At 61.7% G+C, this 17,564-nt stretch carries 18 protein-coding genes and 4 pseudogenes; 14 read left to right on the forward strand and 8 right to left on the reverse strand.

The genetic code is table 11. The features are described from left to right. The first annotated feature begins 62 nt into the window (after positions 1–62). The 4 genes and pseudogenes from sucC to ACHMW6_RS01955 all read left to right on the forward strand — a co-directional run bounded on the left by sucC (position 63) and on the right by ACHMW6_RS01955 (position 3,558). Positions 63–1,227: pseudogene (gene sucC, locus ACHMW6_RS01940) on the forward strand (ADP-forming succinate--CoA ligase subunit beta). A gap of 14 nt (positions 1,228–1,241) precedes the next feature. Next, positions 1,242–2,123 (forward strand): succinate--CoA ligase subunit alpha, encoded by an 882-nt coding sequence (gene sucD, locus ACHMW6_RS01945; RefSeq protein WP_395405086.1) that lies wholly within the window; start codon positions 1,242–1,244, stop codon positions 2,121–2,123. 62 nt (positions 2,124–2,185) lie between these two features. Beyond that, the gene (locus ACHMW6_RS01950) at positions 2,186–2,977 is read left to right on the forward strand and encodes an FHA domain-containing protein (protein ID WP_395405088.1); all 792 of its coding nucleotides are present in this window, start codon (positions 2,186–2,188) and stop codon (positions 2,975–2,977) included. 107 nt (positions 2,978–3,084) lie between these two features. Beyond that, positions 3,085–3,558 carry a pilin gene (locus ACHMW6_RS01955; protein ID WP_395405090.1) on the forward strand — a complete coding sequence of 158 codons (474 nt, stop codon included), beginning with the start codon at positions 3,085–3,087 and terminating at the stop codon, positions 3,556–3,558. A gap of 51 nt (positions 3,559–3,609) precedes the next feature. Here the strand turns inward: ACHMW6_RS01955 and ACHMW6_RS01960 are convergent, their stop codons facing one another. From ACHMW6_RS01960 to ACHMW6_RS01970, 3 genes are all read right to left on the reverse strand, one after another. After that, positions 3,610–4,305 (reverse strand): flagellar brake protein, encoded by a 696-nt coding sequence (locus ACHMW6_RS01960; RefSeq protein ID WP_395405092.1) that lies wholly within the window; start codon positions 4,303–4,305, stop codon positions 3,610–3,612. A 79-nt stretch (positions 4,306–4,384) separates the two neighbouring features. Continuing rightward, entirely contained in the window at positions 4,385–5,446 is a 1,062-nt protein-coding gene (locus ACHMW6_RS01965) for an AGE family epimerase/isomerase (protein WP_395405094.1), read from the reverse strand. Then, positions 5,446–5,616, reverse strand: coding sequence for a hypothetical protein (locus tag ACHMW6_RS01970; protein WP_395405096.1), 171 nt, complete (start codon positions 5,614–5,616; stop codon positions 5,446–5,448). The genes ACHMW6_RS01965 and ACHMW6_RS01970 overlap by 1 nt, the downstream gene beginning before the upstream one ends. An 81-nt stretch (positions 5,617–5,697) precedes the next feature. On the opposite strand from ACHMW6_RS01970, the gene ACHMW6_RS01975 reads away from it, so the two are divergent. Further along, positions 5,698–6,378, forward strand: coding sequence for an SOS response-associated peptidase (locus tag ACHMW6_RS01975; protein ID WP_395405098.1), 681 nt, complete (start codon positions 5,698–5,700; stop codon positions 6,376–6,378). Here the strand turns inward: ACHMW6_RS01975 and moaC are convergent. Next, positions 6,375–6,862 (reverse strand): annotated as a pseudogene (gene moaC, locus ACHMW6_RS01980) (cyclic pyranopterin monophosphate synthase MoaC). The gene ACHMW6_RS01975 and the pseudogene moaC sit on opposite strands and share 4 nt — an antisense overlap. A 34-nt stretch (positions 6,863–6,896) precedes the next feature. On the opposite strand from moaC, the gene ACHMW6_RS01985 reads away from it, so the two are divergent. Next, entirely contained in the window at positions 6,897–7,502 is a 606-nt protein-coding gene (locus ACHMW6_RS01985) for a M48 family metalloprotease (protein ID WP_395405100.1), read from the forward strand. Then, positions 7,454–8,467, forward strand: a complete 1,014-nt coding sequence (locus ACHMW6_RS01990; protein WP_395405102.1) for a M48 family metallopeptidase — start codon at positions 7,454–7,456, stop codon at positions 8,465–8,467. Before ACHMW6_RS01985 ends, ACHMW6_RS01990 begins: the two co-directional genes overlap by 49 nt. A 67-nt stretch (positions 8,468–8,534) precedes the next feature. On the opposite strand, the gene ACHMW6_RS01995 is transcribed toward ACHMW6_RS01990, so the two are convergent. Genes ACHMW6_RS01995 through ACHMW6_RS02010 form a run of 4 tightly spaced genes read right to left on the reverse strand, consistent with a single transcriptional unit; the run spans position 8,535 to position 10,771 of the window. Beyond that, entirely contained in the window at positions 8,535–9,119 is a 585-nt protein-coding gene (locus tag ACHMW6_RS01995) for a DUF2946 family protein (RefSeq protein ID WP_395405104.1), read from the reverse strand. A 3-nt stretch (positions 9,120–9,122) separates the two neighbouring features. Next, positions 9,123–10,103 (reverse strand): YheT family hydrolase, encoded by a 981-nt coding sequence (locus tag ACHMW6_RS02000; RefSeq protein WP_395405106.1) that lies wholly within the window; start codon positions 10,101–10,103, stop codon positions 9,123–9,125. Between the two features lie 35 nt (positions 10,104–10,138). Beyond that, entirely contained in the window at positions 10,139–10,558 is a 420-nt protein-coding gene (locus ACHMW6_RS02005) for a YybH family protein (protein WP_395405108.1), read from the reverse strand. A 24-nt stretch (positions 10,559–10,582) separates the two neighbouring features. Next, positions 10,583–10,771 carry a zinc-finger domain-containing protein gene (locus tag ACHMW6_RS02010; RefSeq protein WP_395405110.1) on the reverse strand — a complete coding sequence of 63 codons (189 nt, stop codon included), beginning with the start codon at positions 10,769–10,771 and terminating at the stop codon, positions 10,583–10,585. Between the two features lie 133 nt (positions 10,772–10,904). Between ACHMW6_RS02010 and ACHMW6_RS02015 the strand changes: the two genes are divergently transcribed. From ACHMW6_RS02015 to ACHMW6_RS02045, 7 genes and pseudogenes are all read left to right on the forward strand, one after another. Beyond that, positions 10,905–11,642 carry an AzlC family ABC transporter permease gene (locus ACHMW6_RS02015; protein ID WP_395408507.1) on the forward strand — a complete coding sequence of 246 codons (738 nt, stop codon included), beginning with the start codon at positions 10,905–10,907 and terminating at the stop codon, positions 11,640–11,642. Next, positions 11,635–11,967: an AzlD domain-containing protein gene (locus ACHMW6_RS02020; RefSeq protein ID WP_395405112.1), complete on the forward strand. Its 333-nt coding sequence runs from the start codon at positions 11,635–11,637 to the stop codon at positions 11,965–11,967. Before ACHMW6_RS02015 ends, ACHMW6_RS02020 begins: the two co-directional genes overlap by 8 nt. Positions 11,968–12,016: 49 nt before the next feature. Next, positions 12,017–12,568: an ORF6N domain-containing protein gene (locus ACHMW6_RS02025; RefSeq protein ID WP_395405114.1), complete on the forward strand. Its 552-nt coding sequence runs from the start codon at positions 12,017–12,019 to the stop codon at positions 12,566–12,568. A gap of 129 nt (positions 12,569–12,697) precedes the next feature. Beyond that, positions 12,698–13,894 carry a phosphoglycerate kinase gene (locus ACHMW6_RS02030; protein WP_395405116.1) on the forward strand — a complete coding sequence of 399 codons (1,197 nt, stop codon included), beginning with the start codon at positions 12,698–12,700 and terminating at the stop codon, positions 13,892–13,894. A 63-nt stretch (positions 13,895–13,957) separates the two neighbouring features. Continuing rightward, a pseudogene (gene pyk / locus ACHMW6_RS02035) lies at positions 13,958–15,428 on the forward strand (pyruvate kinase). 48 nt (positions 15,429–15,476) lie between these two features. Then, the gene (gene fba / locus ACHMW6_RS02040; protein WP_395405118.1) at positions 15,477–16,541 is read left to right on the forward strand and encodes a class II fructose-bisphosphate aldolase; all 1,065 of its coding nucleotides are present in this window, start codon (positions 15,477–15,479) and stop codon (positions 16,539–16,541) included. A gap of 127 nt (positions 16,542–16,668) precedes the next feature. Further along, positions 16,669–17,564: pseudogene (locus ACHMW6_RS02045) on the forward strand (phosphoribosylaminoimidazolesuccinocarboxamide synthase).

The following is a 17,564-nucleotide window of genomic DNA, read 5'->3' on the forward strand; positions in this document are numbered from 1 at the left end:
GCTGTCCAAATTAACATTAACCGTATTCATACACACATCAGTATCAGAAGGGAAAAGCCAGCATGAAAATCCATGAGTATCAAGGCAAGAAATCCTCCGAAAGTTTGGAGTGACCGTACCGCGCGGTATTCCGTGCATGTCCGTGGACGAGGCAGTGAAAGCTGCTGAAACCCTGGGCGGTCCGGTGTGGGTCGTTAAGGCACAGATTCATGCTGGTGGCCGCGGCAAGGGCGGCGGCGTGAAAGTAGCGAAATCGCTGGAGCAGGTGAAAGAGTTCTCGAACCAGATCATGGGCATGCAGCTGATCACGCACCAGACCGGTCCGGAAGGCCAGAAGGTACGCCGCCTGCTGATCGAAGAAGGCGCAGACATCAAGAAGGAACTGTACGTTTCCCTGGTGACCGACCGCGTGACCCAGAAAGTTGTGCTGATGGCCTCCTCCGAAGGCGGCATGGACATCGAAGAAGTCGCTGAATCCCACCCGGAAAAGATCCACTCGATCGCTATCGATCCAGCCGTGGGCCTGACCGACGCTGAAGCCGCTGGCATCGCTGCCAAGATCGGCGTACCGGAAGGCTCCATCGCTGACGCGGTGGCCAACCTGAAGGGCCTGTACAAAGCGTACTGGGAAACCGACGCATCCCTGGCCGAAATCAACCCGCTGATCCTGACCGGCTCCGGCAAAGTGATCGCTCTGGACGCCAAGTTCAACTTCGACGCCAACGCCCGTTCCGTCATCCGGAAATCGTGGCCTACCGCGACCTGGACGAAGAAGATCCAGCCGAAGTGGAAGCTTCCAAATTCGACCTGGCCTACATCTCCCTGGACGGCAACATCGGCTGCCTGGTGAACGGCGCCGGCCTGGCCATGGCCACCATGGACACCATCAAGCTGTTCGGCGGCGAACCGGCTAACTTCCTGGACGTAGGCGGCGGCGCCACCACCGAGAAAGTGACCGAAGCCTTCAAGCTGATGCTGAAGAACCCTGGCCTGAAAGCCATTCTGGTCAACATCTTTGGCGGCATCATGCGCTGCGACGTGATCGCCGAAGGCGTGATCGCCGGCGCCAAGGCCGTGTCCCTGTCCGTGCCGCTGGTCGTGCGCATGAAGGGCACCAACGAAGACCTGGGCAAGAAGATGCTGGCCGACTCCGGCCTGCCTATCATCTCCGCTGACACCATGGAAGATGCAGCCAAGGCTGTTGTTGCAGCCGCTGCCGGTAAATAATTGAAGGAATCACAATGTCTATCCTGATCAACAAAGACACTAAAGTCATCACCCAGGGCATCACCGGCAAGACCGGCCAGTTCCACACCCGCATGTGCCGCGACTACGCGAACGGCCGTGAAGCCTTCGTGGCCGGCGTGAACCCGAAGAAAGCCGGCGAAGACTTCGAAGGCATCCCAATCTACGCCTCCGTGAAGGAAGCCAAGTCCGAGACCGGCGCGACCGTGTCCGTGATCTACGTTCCGCCGGCAGGCGCAGCCGCTGCGATCTGGGAAGCTGTTGAAGCCGAACTGGACCTGGCAATCTGCATCACCGAAGGCATCCCTGTCCGCGACATGATGGAAGTCAAGGACCGCATGGCCAAGGCCGGTTCCAAGACCCTGCTGCTGGGCCCGAACTGCCCAGGCCTGATCACCCCGGAAGAAATCAAGATCGGCATCATGCCGGGTCACATTCACCGCAAGGGCCGCATCGGCGTGGTTTCCCGCTCCGGCACCCTGACCTATGAAGCGGTGGCGCAGCTGACCGCCCTGGGCCTGGGCCAGTCTTCGGCAGTTGGTATCGGCGGCGACCCGATCAACGGCCTGAAGCACATCGACGTGATGCGCATGTTCAACGAAGATCCGGACACCGACGCCGTGATCATGATCGGCGAAATCGGCGGTCCTGACGAAGCCAACGCAGCGCGCTGGATCAAGGACAACATGAAGAAGCCGGTGGTAGGCTTCATCGCCGGTGTGACCGCTCCTCCGGGCAAGCGCATGGGCCACGCCGGCGCGCTGATCTCCGGCGGCGCCGACACCGCGCAAGCCAAGCTGGAAATCATGGAAGCCTGCGGCATCACCGTGACCAAGAACCCGTCCGAGATGGCACGCCTGCTGAAGGCAATGCTGTAATCGTTTCGGTATGATGACGGGGAGCTGCGGCTCCCCGTTTTTATTTGTCTGAGAGGATTTGATTGGCCAAGCTGATAATTACCCGCGAAGGCGTCGTCGAGCAGACCGTGCAGCTCTCTAAGGAGCACATGTCGGTTGGCCGCCACCGCCATAACGACATCGTCCTGAACCACCCGGCGGTCAGCGGCGAGCATGGGGTAATCACCACCATCCTGGACGACTCCTTCCTCGAAGACCTGAACAGCACCAACGGTACCTTTGTTAACGGCCACCGCATCGGCAAGCACTTCCTGCAGCATAAGGACGTGATCAAGATGGCCAAGTACCACCTCGAATTCATCCAGGACGGCATTCGGCCGCTGGCGGCCGCTGCCGCCGCAGCCGTCTCGCCCGCGGGCACTGCCGCTCGCTCCGCGCTGCCCGGCGCCGGTGGTTCGTCCGCCCCCGCTGGCGCTGGCGCCGCTCCGGCTGCCGCCGCGCTGCAGGCGTCGTTCGCGCCGGCGCCTGCCGGCCGCATCGAACTGATGAACGGCCCCAATGCCGGCAAATCCCTGACCCTGAGCAAGCCGGCAACCAGCCTCGGCCGCCCCGGCGTCCAGGTCGTCGTCATATCGCGCACCCCCCTCGGCTACACCGCCACCCACGTCGAAGGCGACCTGCAGCCTCTGCTGAACGACAACCCACTGGGCCGTGCGCCCCAAAATTGTCCGAAGGCGACGTGCTCGACCTGGGTGGCACCCGCATGTGTTTCCGTGCGGCATGACAAAAATTGTCAGGTAGCAAGAACTAGCGTGACAAAGTTCGACAGCTGGCTGACAAACTTCGACAGCTCAGCTGACGAAATTTGCCAGTAAACGCCTAAAAACCCATCATTTTGCACAAAAAATAGGCTGGCACGCCGATTGCTCTTACCCAAGTGTCCCAACCCCACACTTAAGTTCTCTTACCAAGGAGCAGCAAAATGAAATCCATGAAAATGATGAAGCAACAAGCTCAAGCCGGCTTCACCCTGATCGAACTGATGATCGTGGTTGCCATTATCGGTATCCTGGCAGCCGTTGCTATCCCTGCCTACTCCGACTACACCGCCAAGGCCAAGATCGCCAACGCTGTCTCGGCTGCTGACTCTCTGAAGACTGCGGTATCCGTTTGCGCTCAGGAAGCTGGTGGCGTTCTGACCGACTGCGACAATGGCGCGAATGGCATCCCTGCTGCTACTGACTTCAAGCCTACCAAAGAAGTTGCCAGCGCCACCGTTGCCGATGGCGCAATCGTACTGACCCTGGCGACCGGCATCTCGACTGCTGCTGACGGCAAGACCATCACCTTTACCCCGACTCTGACTGCTGGCGACAGCACCATGAAGTGGAAGGCAACCACCACCGTGACTGCTGGCACCCCTCTGGAGCAAGCCATCGTCAAGAACAACCCGTAATAGCGTAGCGCAAAACCGAAAACCGGGCTTCGGCCCGGTTTTATTATTTGGTCAGACGATTTTCTGGCGGTCGGCGAGAAGGGCCTCGTAAGTGAGGTTCTGCAGCATGGTGAAGTGGACCGGGTCGAGGCTGGTGAACTGGACGCCGTAGGCAAAGACCTCGTCCTGCCCATTAGGCCCGGCGGCCACGCTCACATTGCGTACCAGCGCCTGCGTGTTGATGCGCACCTGGTGCTGATCCGGCCGGGAAAGCAGGGTGAAGTCCAGGCTGACGGTCTCGGTCTCGCGTGCGAGAGGGACGCTGGATTCGATCAGCGCGCCGGACACGCTGAGGTTCGTAAGGAAGACAGAAGTCTGCGCGCCATCATCGCGCGTCAGCTGCGCCGGAATTTCGACCTTGACGCGCATTGCCGTCCGCAGGGAGGTACCCTGGATATTGGCCGGGAAGGTAACGTGGGCGTACAGCAAGGGACGCTGGAACACGCGTAGCACCACCGCAGAAAACGAGCACACGTTTACGCCCGAAAACACGCGGATAGTCAGCTTGTCGCCTTCGAGCATGGCGATCGGCGCGCCGTTCTCCATCGGGATCTTGACGATCATAAACTCGTCGCGCACCCAGCCGACGACCGAAGAAAAGTGCTGCATGGGGCGCAACGTGCGGTGGGTGAGGAGCTGGATACGCCCGCCCACCTGCAGGTTCATTTGTTCAAATTCGATTTCCTGCGTCTTTGCATCGCTCGCCATGCCTTCTGCGCCTGTGGTTGTTGAGCACTTAACTATTATACATTGTCGCGAAATAAATAGTTCTATGTGGAACTAATTGTCATGGCGACTGTGCAACTTTCAGTGCTGCCAGGTCCATGCCGACCAGGTGATAAGGCTCCGGCTGCTCATTGCCGCAACGTCCAGCCGCGCAGGTGCGCCTGGCGCCGGTGAACCAGCCGCCGTTATCTCGATCAAGCATCTCCGAATCTACCAGATCCAACGTTTGCCTGTAGCGGCGCACCATATCCGGACGGTCGCCAACGGCCAGGAAAGCGCGCATGGCCTCGGCTTGCGGCCACCAATACTTGTTGCGGTCCACCTCGCCATCGGGATAGATGCGCGAATAAATCCCGCCGTCGGACTCGTCATAGCCGGAGGCGACAGCGTATTTCAGCAGCCGTTCGCTGACGTCGGCATATATCGGCGGCAGGCCGCGCTTCTCGGCCGTACGCAGCAGGTGCACCCATTCGAACTGGTGGCCAATATCGATGAAGCCGCCCCGATCGCGCGACTGCAGTGGCTTCCAGTGTTCGTCATACCATTCCGGGATATAGGCGGAGCCGCTGGGCAAACCCACCATCAGCTTGTACAGCACAAAATTGCCGACTTCGCGCGCATCCTGCAGCGCACTGGGATCGCGAGTGGCATCGATCAGCGCGAGCAAGGCCTCGAAGATGTGCATCACGTGGTTCTGCGAATTCAGTCCGCCCTTCGAGGGCGCAAAATCACGGGACGCCGAGATGCGGAAGCCGCCATCCTGGTCGCGCAAATTGTCACGGACATCCTTCCACGCCTCCAGCGCTGCTTTCTTGTAGCGTTCTTCGCCCGTCACCCGGCCCATGTGCGACAGTGCCAGCACCACGAAGGCGTGGCTGTAGGTATTCTTGGATTCGTCCAGCACTTTGCCATCCACGTCCACGCGGCGGTAGAAGCCACCATATTGCGGATCGCTGAAATGCTCCAGCAGGAAATCGGCGCCGCGGCGGGCCGCCTGCTCGTAGCGCTTGTCGTTGGTCGCTTCGTAGCCGGCGATCAGCGCATACACCATGCGGCTGTGCATGGTCAGATCGTTGCCGGCGCCCGGCACCGCCTTCCAGCGCCGGTCAAAGCTCGCCAGCATCAGCCCGGACGGGGTAGGGAGACCGCGACCCAGCGCGACAGGTGGGCGTTCAGATCCTTGCGGTGCCAGTCCGCGTTCACGAACTCGCCATTGTTCTGCTCACAGCCCTGCAGCAGCAATGCCACCGTACAGGGGACCAGCCAACGCAGATTTGTAAGTAGTGGTTTCATGCATAAATGCTAACGCCATGCATGAGTTGTCACAAGAACAATCTGATGTGAGCTGCTGAGGTGTTGTACGATAGCGCCTCCATGTGCACGAACTACCGCCCCACTTCCCGCGACCTGGTTGCCGAGATGATGCAGCTCGACATGCTCGCGCCCGCCGACTGGCCGGAGGAAACGTGGAAAGACTACGCCGCTCCCATCATCCGCCAGAATGGCGATGGGAAGGCGGAATGCATTGTGGCGTCCTACGGCATGGTGCCGCGGCGGCATATCCCGCCCGGCGTAAAGCCCTGGGATACGATGAATGCCCGCAGCGAAACAGTCGGTGAGCTGCGCTCGTTCGCTGGGGCGTGGCGCGCAGGCCAGCTCTGCCTGGTGCCCATGAATCACTTCTACGAGCCGAGCTACGAATCAGGCAAGGCAGTGCGCTGGGGCATCGGCATGGCCGACGAGCGCCCGTTTGCGGTGGCCGGCCTGTGGCGGCGCTGGGTCGAGGAAGACGGCAGCACGTCCTACTCCTTCACCCAGCTCACCATCAACGCCGACGAACACCGCCTGATGAATCGCTTCCACAAGCCGGGCGACGAAAAGCGCTCGCTGGTCATTGTCCCGCCCGAGCACTACGAACACTGGCTGGGCTGCCGCAACCCCGAACACGCCCGCGCCCTCCTCGCGCACTACCCCGCAAAGCGCATGCGCGCCTGGGAAGACCCGCTCGCGCCGCGCAAGAAAGAGGAGTCGCCGCAGCTGGATTTGTGGGCTTAGTCGGCCTTCCAGTCGCCGGACTTGCCGCCAGCCTTTTCAACCACGCGGATATTGTCCATGATCATGCCGCGATCCACGGCCTTGCACATGTCGTAAATCGTGAGCAGGCCGACCTGGACGGCGGTCAGTGCTTCCATTTCCACGCCGGTTTTGCCGTAGGTTTCGACCTGGGCGCGGCAGAGGATGGTGGAGGAGGGCTCGTCGGATTCGAAGTCGACGGTGACGCGGGTCAGTGCCAGGGGATGGCACAGGGGAATGAGGTCGCTGGTGCGCTTGGCGGCCATGATGCCGGCCAGGCGCGCGATGCCGAGCACGTCACCCTTTTTGCGCTTCCCGTTAGAATGATGGCCAGCGTTTCCGGCTGCATACGAATGCTGCCGGCCGCTACGGCGACGCGGTGGGTTTCCGCCTTGGCGCCGACATCGACCATGTGGGCTTGCCCGGAGGCGTCGAAATGCGTAAGTTCTGGGTTCTTGTTGGTCATCGTGTCACTCTGATTGAACAGGTATGATAGCACTGTGAATGCACATCGTTTTCCCCGCCGCCTGCTGGCGGCCCTGCTGTCGTCGCTGCTGATCGCCGCGCCGAACGGACAGGCGCAGTCGTCGTCCTCCACTCCGAACCTGCCCAATCTCGGCGACGCCTCGCGCGAGGATCTGTCGCCCGTGATGGAACGCCGCCTCGGCGAAGAAATCATGCACGACATCAAGCGCAACAAGGATTACCTGGACGATCCGCCCATCACGGAATACATGAACGAGCTGGGCGAGAAGCTGGTCCAGGCCCGGCCGGGCGCGCGAGGGGATGCCAATTACGAGTATTTCTTCTTCGTGGTGCGCGATACGCAGCTGAACGCGTTCGCGCTGCCGGGCGGCAATATCGGCGTGCACTCGGCGCTGCTGCTGGCGGCGCAAACGGAATCCGAACTGGCGTCCGTGCTGTCGCACGAAATCGGCCACGTGGCGCAGCGCCATATCGCCCGCCAGATCGGGGGCGCAGAAGGGGGATGCGCTGATTCCTCTGGCGGCAATGATCCTGGCAGCGCTGGCGGTGAAATCCAGTCCGGGACGCGGCAATGGGCGTGTTCATGGGCGGCCAGGGCCTGGCCATCCAGCGTCAGCTGAATTTCAGCCGCGATGCGGAACGCGAGGCCGACCGCGTCGGCTTCCAGATCATGGGCGAGGCGGGTTACGACACCAGCGGCATGGTGGCCTTCTTCCAACGCATGCAGCAGACCACGCGCAATTACAGCGACATCGTGCCGGCCTGGCTGCTGACCCACCCGCTGACCACCGAACGTATCGCCGATATCCAGGCCCGCGTGCGCGAGCAGCCGTATCGCCAGCGTGTTGATGCCACCGATTTCTACCTTGTCCGCTCGCGCGCCCGCGTGCTGCAGGATGAAAGCGACAAGGGCTTGCTCGAGACGCAGCAATTCTTCCAGATCCAGACCGAGTCGCCGAGCCGCCAGCAGGTTGCGGCGGGGCAGTATGGACTGTCCATGATTGCGATCCGCCGGCATGATTATGCGGCTGCGCAGTCCTGGCTGGACAAGGCGAAGGCCACGCTGGACAAGCCGCCCACTCCCGGGGCCTTCAGCTCGCCCATGCCGCGCGGCCAGTCCGATACCATGCTGGCCTTCCTGTCGCTGGAGATCAAGCTGGCGCAGGAGGATAAGCCCGACGTAATGGCGGCTGCAGTCAAGGAGGGCGCGGCGGCACATGCGCGCTATCCGCTGTCGCGCGGGTTGGTCTGGCAATATGCGGACGCGATGATCAAAGGCGCCAAGTACGATGAGGCCGGCCGCTTCCTGCGCGACCAGCTGCAGATGTACCGCAGCGAACCGGAGTTGCATGATTTCCTGGCGCAGGTGTATGCGAAGCAGGGCAAGATCGCGCTGCAGCATATTTCGACGGCGGAGTCTTACGTGCTGCAGGGCGGGATCATGGCGGCGCTGGATCAGCTGAACCTGGCGCGCAAGGCGCCGGATGCGACCTACTACGATCAGTCGGTGATCGATGGACGGGAGCGGGAGCTGCAGGCGCTAAGGCGGGAGATGATGGGCGATAAGAAGAAAGATAAGGACTAAAACCCAAGGCAGAGACAAGTGTCAGCCACATCGTGGCTGACACTAGGTTCACGCCTTGGGTTTTGATTCAGGGTGCGGGCTGTTTGCGGAAACCGAGCTGCTCGACATCGCCGCGCGCGAGCGGGGATACGGGCACGGCGCGCCCGCCGGTGCGCAGCACGAGCTCGCCGTCGGCGTGTTCCAGCCAGTCCAGCAGCGCTTCGTCGCTGACCGGCGTGCCATCCAGTTCCAGCAGCGGCAGCACTTGCGCGAAGTCGCGGTCGTCGAGTTGCGCGACGGTGTCGCCGCTGCGCAGGATCAGTTCACCTGCTTCCGTCAGCCACGCCTCATCCGGCACACCCAGCGGCGCGCCCGTGTGCAACATGAAGCCCTGCAGCGGATCGGTGCGCGCGATGAAGGGAGTCGCTTCCAGATTCAGGTAGACGCGCTGCGGGCCATTCTGGAAATACCAGCAGCCGCGCTCGTCCTTGAGGTAGTTGCGCACAATGAAGCCCACCAGGGCGGCATTGCGCAGCTTGTCCCCCGGTTCGTTGAAGTGCTGGGCGCGCTCGTCGCGCATGCGCCAGTTCCCGCGCGCGTCGAGCGCCAGCCAGCCGTAGCAGTGCGGCACATTCGGCCATTTGGCCATCGCCTGTTTGACGATTTCATCCATGCATCAGGCCTCGCACAAGGTTTCGTCAAACGGTGCCTGCTGCGTCCGGTTCCCCTCCAGGAAGTGCAGCAGGCGCTGCGGCAGCCAGGCCAGGTGGCCCGGCATGCTGCCGCTGGTAAAGCCGACGTGGCCGCCCTCGTCGGGATAGTCCAGCACCACGTGCGGCGACGCCGCGCGCGGCAGGTGGATGCCCGGGAAGAAGGGATCATTGCGAGCGTTCAGCATCAGCGTGGGCACGGTGATGTCGTTCAGCACATGCTTGGCGCTGGCGCGGTCCCAGTAGTCGTCGGCATCGCGGAAACCGTGCAGGGGTGCGGTCACGATATTGTCGAAGGTGTGCAGGTCGGTTGCGGCCATCATGGCATCGAGGTCGAACAGGCCCGGGAACTGCTTCAGCTTGGCGAGGCACTTGGGCTTCATGGTCTGCAGGAACATGCGGCTGTACATGCGGTTGACGCCGCGCGACAGGGCGTTGCCGCCTTGCGCCAGGTCCACCGGCGCGGAGATCGAACAGGCCGCATCCACAACCTCCGCCTGGTGCCGGGACTCGCCCAGCCAGCGCAGCAGCACATTGCCGCCCAGCGACACGCCGCAAGCATAGAACTTGCCCGTGGCGCGCGGGTGCAGGCGGCCGAGGATCCAGTCGACTTCTTCCACGTCGCCGGAATGATAAAAACGCGGTGCGATATTCGCTTCACCGGAGCAGCCGCGGAAATGCGGCACAGCGCCCGACCAGCCGCGACGCACGAGCTCTGCCATCAGAGCGCGTGAGTAGTGGCTGTCGGACGAGCCTTCGAGGCCATGGAACAGCACCACGAAGGGTTTCCCTTCCTGTCCATCGACAAAATCGACGTCGACGAAATCGGCATCCGGCGTGTCCCAACGTTCACGGCGGAAGTGTACGGCCGGCTTGGCCATGCAAGTGGCGGGATAGATAGTCTGCAGATGGCCGCTGGGCAGCCAGATTGGGGCGATGTAGTTCATGATGCGTTTTCGCGGGCTCGTGACCCGCCTTACGTCTAGTGCAACACTTGAGCGCGTGTGTCGACCGGTGCCGGTCCTGGCGCTACAGACACATGATGCAACACAATGCGCCAACCCTTCGGTGTCTTGACGTACACATTGGTCGCAACCAGGTGCTGCGGCTCGCCACTTTTCGCAGTCACGCCTTCAATTACAGTATGCACTGAACTCATCAGGTTGTGCGTTTCATGCAGCTCGGTGGGCGAAATATGCAGGCCACCGTGCTCTAAAAGCAACTGCCACGACTCGCGGATGGCGGCGTGGCCGATCAGGCGCTGGCCACCGGGATGGATGCAGACGATTTCCTCATCGTCCGCCCACAACGCCATCAGGGCATCGAGATCCGCCCGGTTCAGCGCGTCATAGAAAGCTGCTTCGACTTCTTTGGCGCTGCCGATCTGGTGCTTGCGTACCATGGGGGCTCCGGGCAGTGAGGAAGATTAGTGGTGACCGACTTCGGTGCCGGGCTTCAGGCAATATTGGGTGCCGCAGTACGGGCATTTGGCTTCGCCGTGCTTGAAGTCGAGGAATACGCGCGGGTGGGACGACCACAGCGGCATGGCCGGATTCGGGCAGTATGCCGGCAGGTCTTTGCCATCGAGTTCGACTGGGGCTTGGGCGTTGCTCATCTTCTAATGCTCCGGGGTATAAAAAAGCACGATTTTAATGCATTCGCGCAGGGAGAAGGATTCGCCGGTAAAATGTCGTCTCTTTGTAATGTTTCTGCCAGCGAAGGAGTTCCTTGTGTGGCAATCCGATCACATGAGCGATTCCGACCGCGAACCAGACATCGCAGCCTATCATGAGCCGTCGTGGCGTGCTGGTGTGAAAGATGGCATGCCGACACTGTTCGGCATCCTGGCGTGGGGACTGGTCGTGGGCGTGGCGATGGTCAAGTCCGGGCTGACGGTGCCGCAGGCGCTGGGCATGACGCTGATGGTGTTTGCCGGTTCGGCCCAGTTGGCTTCCTTGCCGCTGATCGCCGCCGGCGCGCCGATCTGGGTGGTATTCCTGACCGCCTTCGTGGTCAATCTCCGTTTCGTGATCTTTGCCGCCCTGCTGGCGCCGCAATTTGCGCGGCTGCCGCTGCGGCAGCGCTTTTTCCTGGGCTATGCGGCGGGCGATATGACCGTCGCGATCTACCTACAGAAGTTCCCGACCGAGAAGCCTGAAGTGGGCAAGGTGTCCTATCTCAAGGGGCTGCTTTACCCGAACTGGGCAGCGTGGCAGGTCGGCTCGATTGCCGGCGTGCTGCTGGGCAGCACCGTGCCCACCGAGTGGGGACTGGGCTTTGCGGGCACGCTGGCCATTATCGGTATCGCGGTGCCGATGGTGACCACGCGGCCGGCCTTGTGCGGCGTGCTGGTGTCCGGCTTGGTGGCCGTGGCGGCGCACAGCCTGCCGTATAAGCTGGGGTTGCTCGTTGCAGTGGTAGTCGGCATGCTGACCGCGATGGCGGTGGAAAGCCTGCAGGAAAAGAAAGTCATGAAGCATGTCTGACCTGGAAATCTGGCTGACCATTATTGCGCTGGCCTGCGCGACGGCTGCTACGCGCAGCTCGTTCTGGGTGATCGGCGAACACGTGTCCATCCCGACGCGCGTGCAGGGCATGCTGCGTTACGCTCCCTCCTGCGCCCTGGCCGCCATTATCGGCCCCGACCTGTTGCTCGATCCGGCCGGCGCGGTCGATCTCGGCCTGCACAACTATAAGCTCATCGCCGGCGTCGCCGCCAGCGGCTACTACCTTGTCCGCAAGAGCATGCTCGAAACCATCATCTTCGGCATGCTCGCCTATACCGCTCTCCGCCTGCTGCTTCCTGCCTGAGCTTGCGCCCTCGCAAAGCGCGCCGAGACGAGCGCGCTAAGCTCGGCTGATGACCAGCCATCCAGCCAATCTCGAACAGCGCATCCTCCTGGCACGTGGCCAGAAGGTCATGCTCGACTCCGAGCTGGCTCAGCTTTATGGGGTGCCAACGAAGGTTCTCATGCAGCAGGTCAGGCGCAATATTGCGCGCTTCCCTGAGGACTTCATGTTCCAGTTGACCACCGCGGAGTGGGAGATTTTGAGGTCACACGGTGTGACCTCAAATTCGGATTTGAGGTCACAAATTGTGACCTCAAATCCGAATTTGAATTTCCGGGCCCGCCGCTATCATCCTCATGTGTTCACGGAGCAGGGCGTGGCGATGTTGTCGTCTGTGCTGCGCAGCGAGCAGGCGATTGCGGTAAATGTGGAGATCATGCGGGCGTTCGTGCGCCTGAGGGCGCTGATCGCGACCAATGCGGAACTGGCGCACCGATTGGATGAGCTTGAGCGGCGCGCGCTGGAGCAATCCGACTTCGAGGAGGCGGTGCGGGGAAAAGTTCCGCGAGGTGTTCGAGGCGATACGGGCGCTGACGGCGGCGCCGGAGCAGGGGAAGCATAGGCCGATTGGCTTCGTAGTGACCGATGATGATACGCCAAGTGCTTGATTTGTTAATAACTAACGGTCGTGCGGCGCTGGCATTCAGGTAAAATAGCGGTCTTTCCAACAATTTCGTCCCCTTGTATAGCCATGCTGAATTTCAAACGTCTGGAGGACCTGGCCGCGCAGAGTGCGCTGCAGGGCAAGCGTGTGTTCATCCGCGCCGATCTGAACGTGCCGCAGGATGATGCCGGCAATATCACCGAAGATACCCGCATCCGCGCTTCTGTGCCGGGCATCCAGATGGCGCTGAAGGGTGGCGCTGCGGTGATGGTCACGTCGCACCTGGGCCGTCCGACCGAAGGCGAGTTCAAGCCGGAAGACAGCCTGGAGCCGGTGGCCAAGCGCCTGTCCCAGTTGCTGGGCCAGGACGTGAAGCTGGTGCAGAACTGGGTGGACGGCGTGGACGTACAGCCGGGCCAGGTTGTGCTGCTGGAAAACTGCCGCGTCAACAAGGGCGAAAAGAAGAATTCCGATGAGCTGGCGCAGAAGATGGCCAAGCTGTGCGATGTGTACGTGAACGACGCCTTCGGCACCGCGCACCGCGCCGAAGCCACTACCCACGGCATCGCCAAGTACGCACCGGTCGCCGCGGCCGGCCCGCTGCTGGCCGCCGAGCTGGACGCGCTGGGCAAGGCCCTGGGCGCACCGGCCCGTCCGCTGCTGGCCATCGTGGCCGGTTCCAAGGTGTCGACCAAGCTGTCCATCCTGAAGTCGCTGGCCGACAAGGTCGATAACCTGATCGTCGGCGGCGGCATCGCCAATACCTTCATGCTGGCCGCCGGCCTGAAGATCGGCAAGTCGCTGGCCGAAGCCGACCTGATCGCCGATGCGAAAGCCATCATCGACCTGATGGCCGCCCGCGGCGCGCAAGTGCCGATTCCGGAAGACGTGGTCTGCGCCAAGGAATTCTCCCCAACCGCCGCGGCAACCGTGAAAGCCGTGGCCGATGTCGCCGATGACGACATGATCCTGGATATCGGCCCGAAGACTGCGGCCAAGCTGGCCGAGCAGATCAAGTCCGCCGGCACCATCGTGTGGAACGGCCCGGTCGGCGTGTTCGAATTCGACCAGTTCGGCGAAGGCACCAAGACCCTGGCGATGGCGATTGCCGGCTCCAAGGGCTTCTCGATCGCCGGCGGCGGCGACACCCTGGCTGCGATTGCCAAATACGACATCACCGATAAAATCGGCTATATCTCTACCGGCGGCGGCGCCTTCCTTGAGTTCCTGGAAGGTAAGACGCTGCCAGCAGTGGAAATCCTGGCGCAACGCGCCCAGCAGTAAAGGCAAAAGGCGCTCGCAAAGCGCCTTTTTTACTCTCACCGCTCTTCATCAAGGAATCTGCTAATGTCCCGTGGCACCAAGATCGTTTCCACTATCGGCCCCGCTTCCAATGACCTGAATGTCCTGATCCGCATGATCAAGGCGGGTACGGACGTGGTTCGCCTGAACTTCTCGCATGGCAAGGCGCAAGACCATATCGACCGCGCCAACCTGGTACGCCAGGCCGCCGCCGAATGCGGCAAGGAAGTAGCGATCATGGCCGACATGCAGGGTCCCAAGATCCGCATCGGCAAATTCGAGAGCAACAAGATCGAACTGGCCAACGGCGACAAGTTCATCCTCGACGCGAAATGGGGCGAGAACGGCGAGCTGGGCAACCAGGAGCGCGTGGGCCTGGACTACAAGCAGCTGCCGAACGACCTGAAGCCGAATGATGTGCTGCTGCTGAACGATGGCCTGATTGTGCTGACCGTGGACAAGATCGTCAACCACGAGATCTACACCACGGTGAAGATCGGCGGCGAGCTGTCCAACAACAAGGGCATCAACCGCCAGGGCGGCGGCCTGACTGCGCCGGCCCTGACCGCGAAGGACATGGAAGACATCAAGACCGCGATGTCCTTCCAGGCCGACTACCTGGCCATTTCCTTCCCGAAGAACGCCACCGATATGGAAATGGCCCGCCAGCTGGCCAATATCGCCGGCGAGCCTTTCGGCCACAAGCCGATGATGATCGCCAAGATCGAGCGCGCCGAAGCGATTCCCGCACTGCAGGAAATCCTGAATGCGTCCGATGGCATCATGGTGGCGCGCGGCGACCTGGCCGTGGAAGTGGGCAATGCTGCCGTGCCTGCGCTGCAGAAGCGCATGATCAAGATGGCGCGCGAATCGAACAAGCTGGCCATCACCGCGACCCAGATGATGGAGTCGATGATCTTCAACGCCGTGCCAACCCGCGCCGAAGTATCCGACGTGGCGAACGCCGTGCTGGACGGCACCGACGCCGTGATGACCTCCGCTGAAACCGCCTCCGGCAAGTACCCGGTCGAGACCGTTGAAATGATGGCCGCGATCTGCGTGGAAGCCGAGCAATCCGAATACAACAAGCTGGACGCTGATTTCCTGAACGTGCGCTTCACCCGCATCGACCAGTCGATCGCCTATGGCGCCCTGTTTACCGCCCACCACCTGCGCGTGAAGGCCATCGTGGCCCTGACCGAATCCGGTTCCACCGCGCTGTGGATGAGCCGCCATAACATCGACACGCCGATTGTCGCGCTGACCCCCAGCACCACCACCCAGCGCAAGGCTGCGCTCTACCGCAACGTGCGCTCCTATGAGCTGATGCAGGACGCGCCGACCGATGTCGTGTTGCGCTCCGCGGAAGATCTGCTGGTGCAGAAGGGTATTGCCGAAAAAGGGCGATATGATTGTGGTTACCTGGGGTGCCCCAATGGGCAAGGTCGGCGGCACGAATGCATTGCGTATCGTCAAGGTCGGCGAATTCACGCACCGCGCCGAGCAGCCGCGATAAGGTAGTGAGCAGCCGAGCGAAGATTTTTTTTTCTTTTTGGAGTACACCATGTCTCTCGTATCCATGCGTCAACTGCTGGACCACGCCGCTGAACACGGCTACGGCATCCCGGCATTCAACGTCAACAACCTGGAACAGGTGCAGGCCATCATGGCCGCCGCCGACGCTCTCAACAGCCCGGTGATCATGCAGGCTTCGGCCGGCGCCCGCAAATATGCCGGCGAAGCCTTCCTGCGCCACCTGATCGATGCAGCCGTGGAAGCTTATCCGCACATCCCGGTGGTGATGCACCAGGACCACGGCCAGTCGCCGGCCGTGTGCATGGCCGCGATCCGCTCCGGTTTCACTTCCGTGATGATGGACGGCTCGCTGCAGGCTGACGGCAAATCCGTCGCTTCCTACGAATACAACGTCGACGTGTCGAAGGAAGTGGTGAAGTTCGCCCACTCCATCGGCGTAACGGTGGAAGCGGAACTGGGCGTGCTCGGTTCCCTGGAAACCATGAAGGGCGACAAGGAAGACGGCCACGGCGCCGAAGGCACCATGACCCGCGAACAGCTGCTGACCGACGTGGCCCAGGCCGCCGACTTCGTGCAGAAGACCCAGTGCGACGCGCTGGCCATCGCCATCGGCACCTCGCACGGCGCCTACAAGTTCACCCGCAAGCCGACCGGCGACATCCTGGCCATCGACCGCATCAAGGAAATCCACGCTCGCATTCCCAACACCCACCTGGTGATGCATGGTTCTTCGTCCGTGCCGCAGGAACTGCTGGCCATCATCCGCGAATTCGGCGGCGACATGAAGGAAACCTACGGCGTGCCGGTGGAAGAGATCCAGGAAGGCATCCGCCACGGCGTGCGCAAGATCAATATCGATACCGATATCCGCCTGGCCATGACCGCTGCGATCCGCAAGTACATGTTCGAGAACCCGTCCAAGTTCGACCCGCGTGATTACCTGAAGCCGGCTCGTGCCGCTGCGGAAGAAATCGTGAAGGCGCGCCTGCAGGCATTCGGCTGCGAAGGCCGTGCATCGCAGATCAAGCCGATTCCGCTGGATAAGATGGCAGAGCGTTACAAGGCCGGTGAACTGGCCCAGATCGTGAAGTAAAACCGGCAAAGGCTGGTGTCAGGCACGATGTGCCAGACACCTGGCCACCGCCGCGTGCAAGGGTGTCCGCCACGTCGTGGCAGACACCAGATTCACCCGGTTTACAAATTTCGAGAATCCCCCCGCTATGAACAGCCTTTACAAGTCCACTATCAAATCCCTCCCGCTGCTGGGTCACGGCAAAGTCCGCGACAACTACGCCGTCGGCGACGACAAGATCCTGATCGTCACCACCGACCGCCTGTCGGCTTTCGACGTCGTGATGAACGAGCCTATCCCCGGCAAGGGCATGGTCCTGAACCAGATGAGCGATTTCTGGTTCGAAAACTGGGCCACATCGTGCCGAACCACCTGACCGGCGTGACGCCGGAATCCGTGGTGGCTGCGGATGAAGTGGACCAGGTCAAAGGCCGCGCCGTGGTCGCCAAGCGCCTGAAGCCGATCCTGGTGGAAGCCGTGGTGCGCGGCTACATCATTGGCTCCGGCTGGAAGGACTACCAGGACACCGGCTCCATTTGCGGCATCAAGCTGCCGGAAGGCCTGCGCCAGGCCGACAAGCTGCCGCAGCCGATCTTCACCCCGGCCGCGAAAGCCGACCTGGGCGAACACGACGAGAACATCAGCTTCGAGGACATGGAGCAGCGCATCGGCGCCGAACTGGCCGCCCAGATCCGCGACATCGCCATCAAGCTGTACACCACCGCCGCAGACTACGCCGCCACCAAGGGCATCATCATTGCCGACACCAAGTTCGAGTTCGGCCTGGATGACAACGGCGTGCTGCACCTGATGGATGAAGTGCTGACTGCCGACTCTTCGCGCTTCTGGCCTGCCGATTCGTATGCGCCGGGCATGTCCCCGCCGTCCTACGACAAGCAATTTGTGCGCGACTACCTGGAAACGCTGAAGGACTGGAAGAAGACGCCACCGGCGCCAGCCCTGCCGGCTGACGTGATCAACAAGACCCAGGCCAAGTACTTCGAAGCCATCGAACGCCTGACCGGCGAGAAGCTGAAGGTATAA

This window comes from Pseudoduganella sp. UC29_106 (genome assembly GCF_044055365.1).
Taxonomy (GTDB): Bacteria; Pseudomonadota; Gammaproteobacteria; order Burkholderiales; family Burkholderiaceae_D; genus Rugamonas.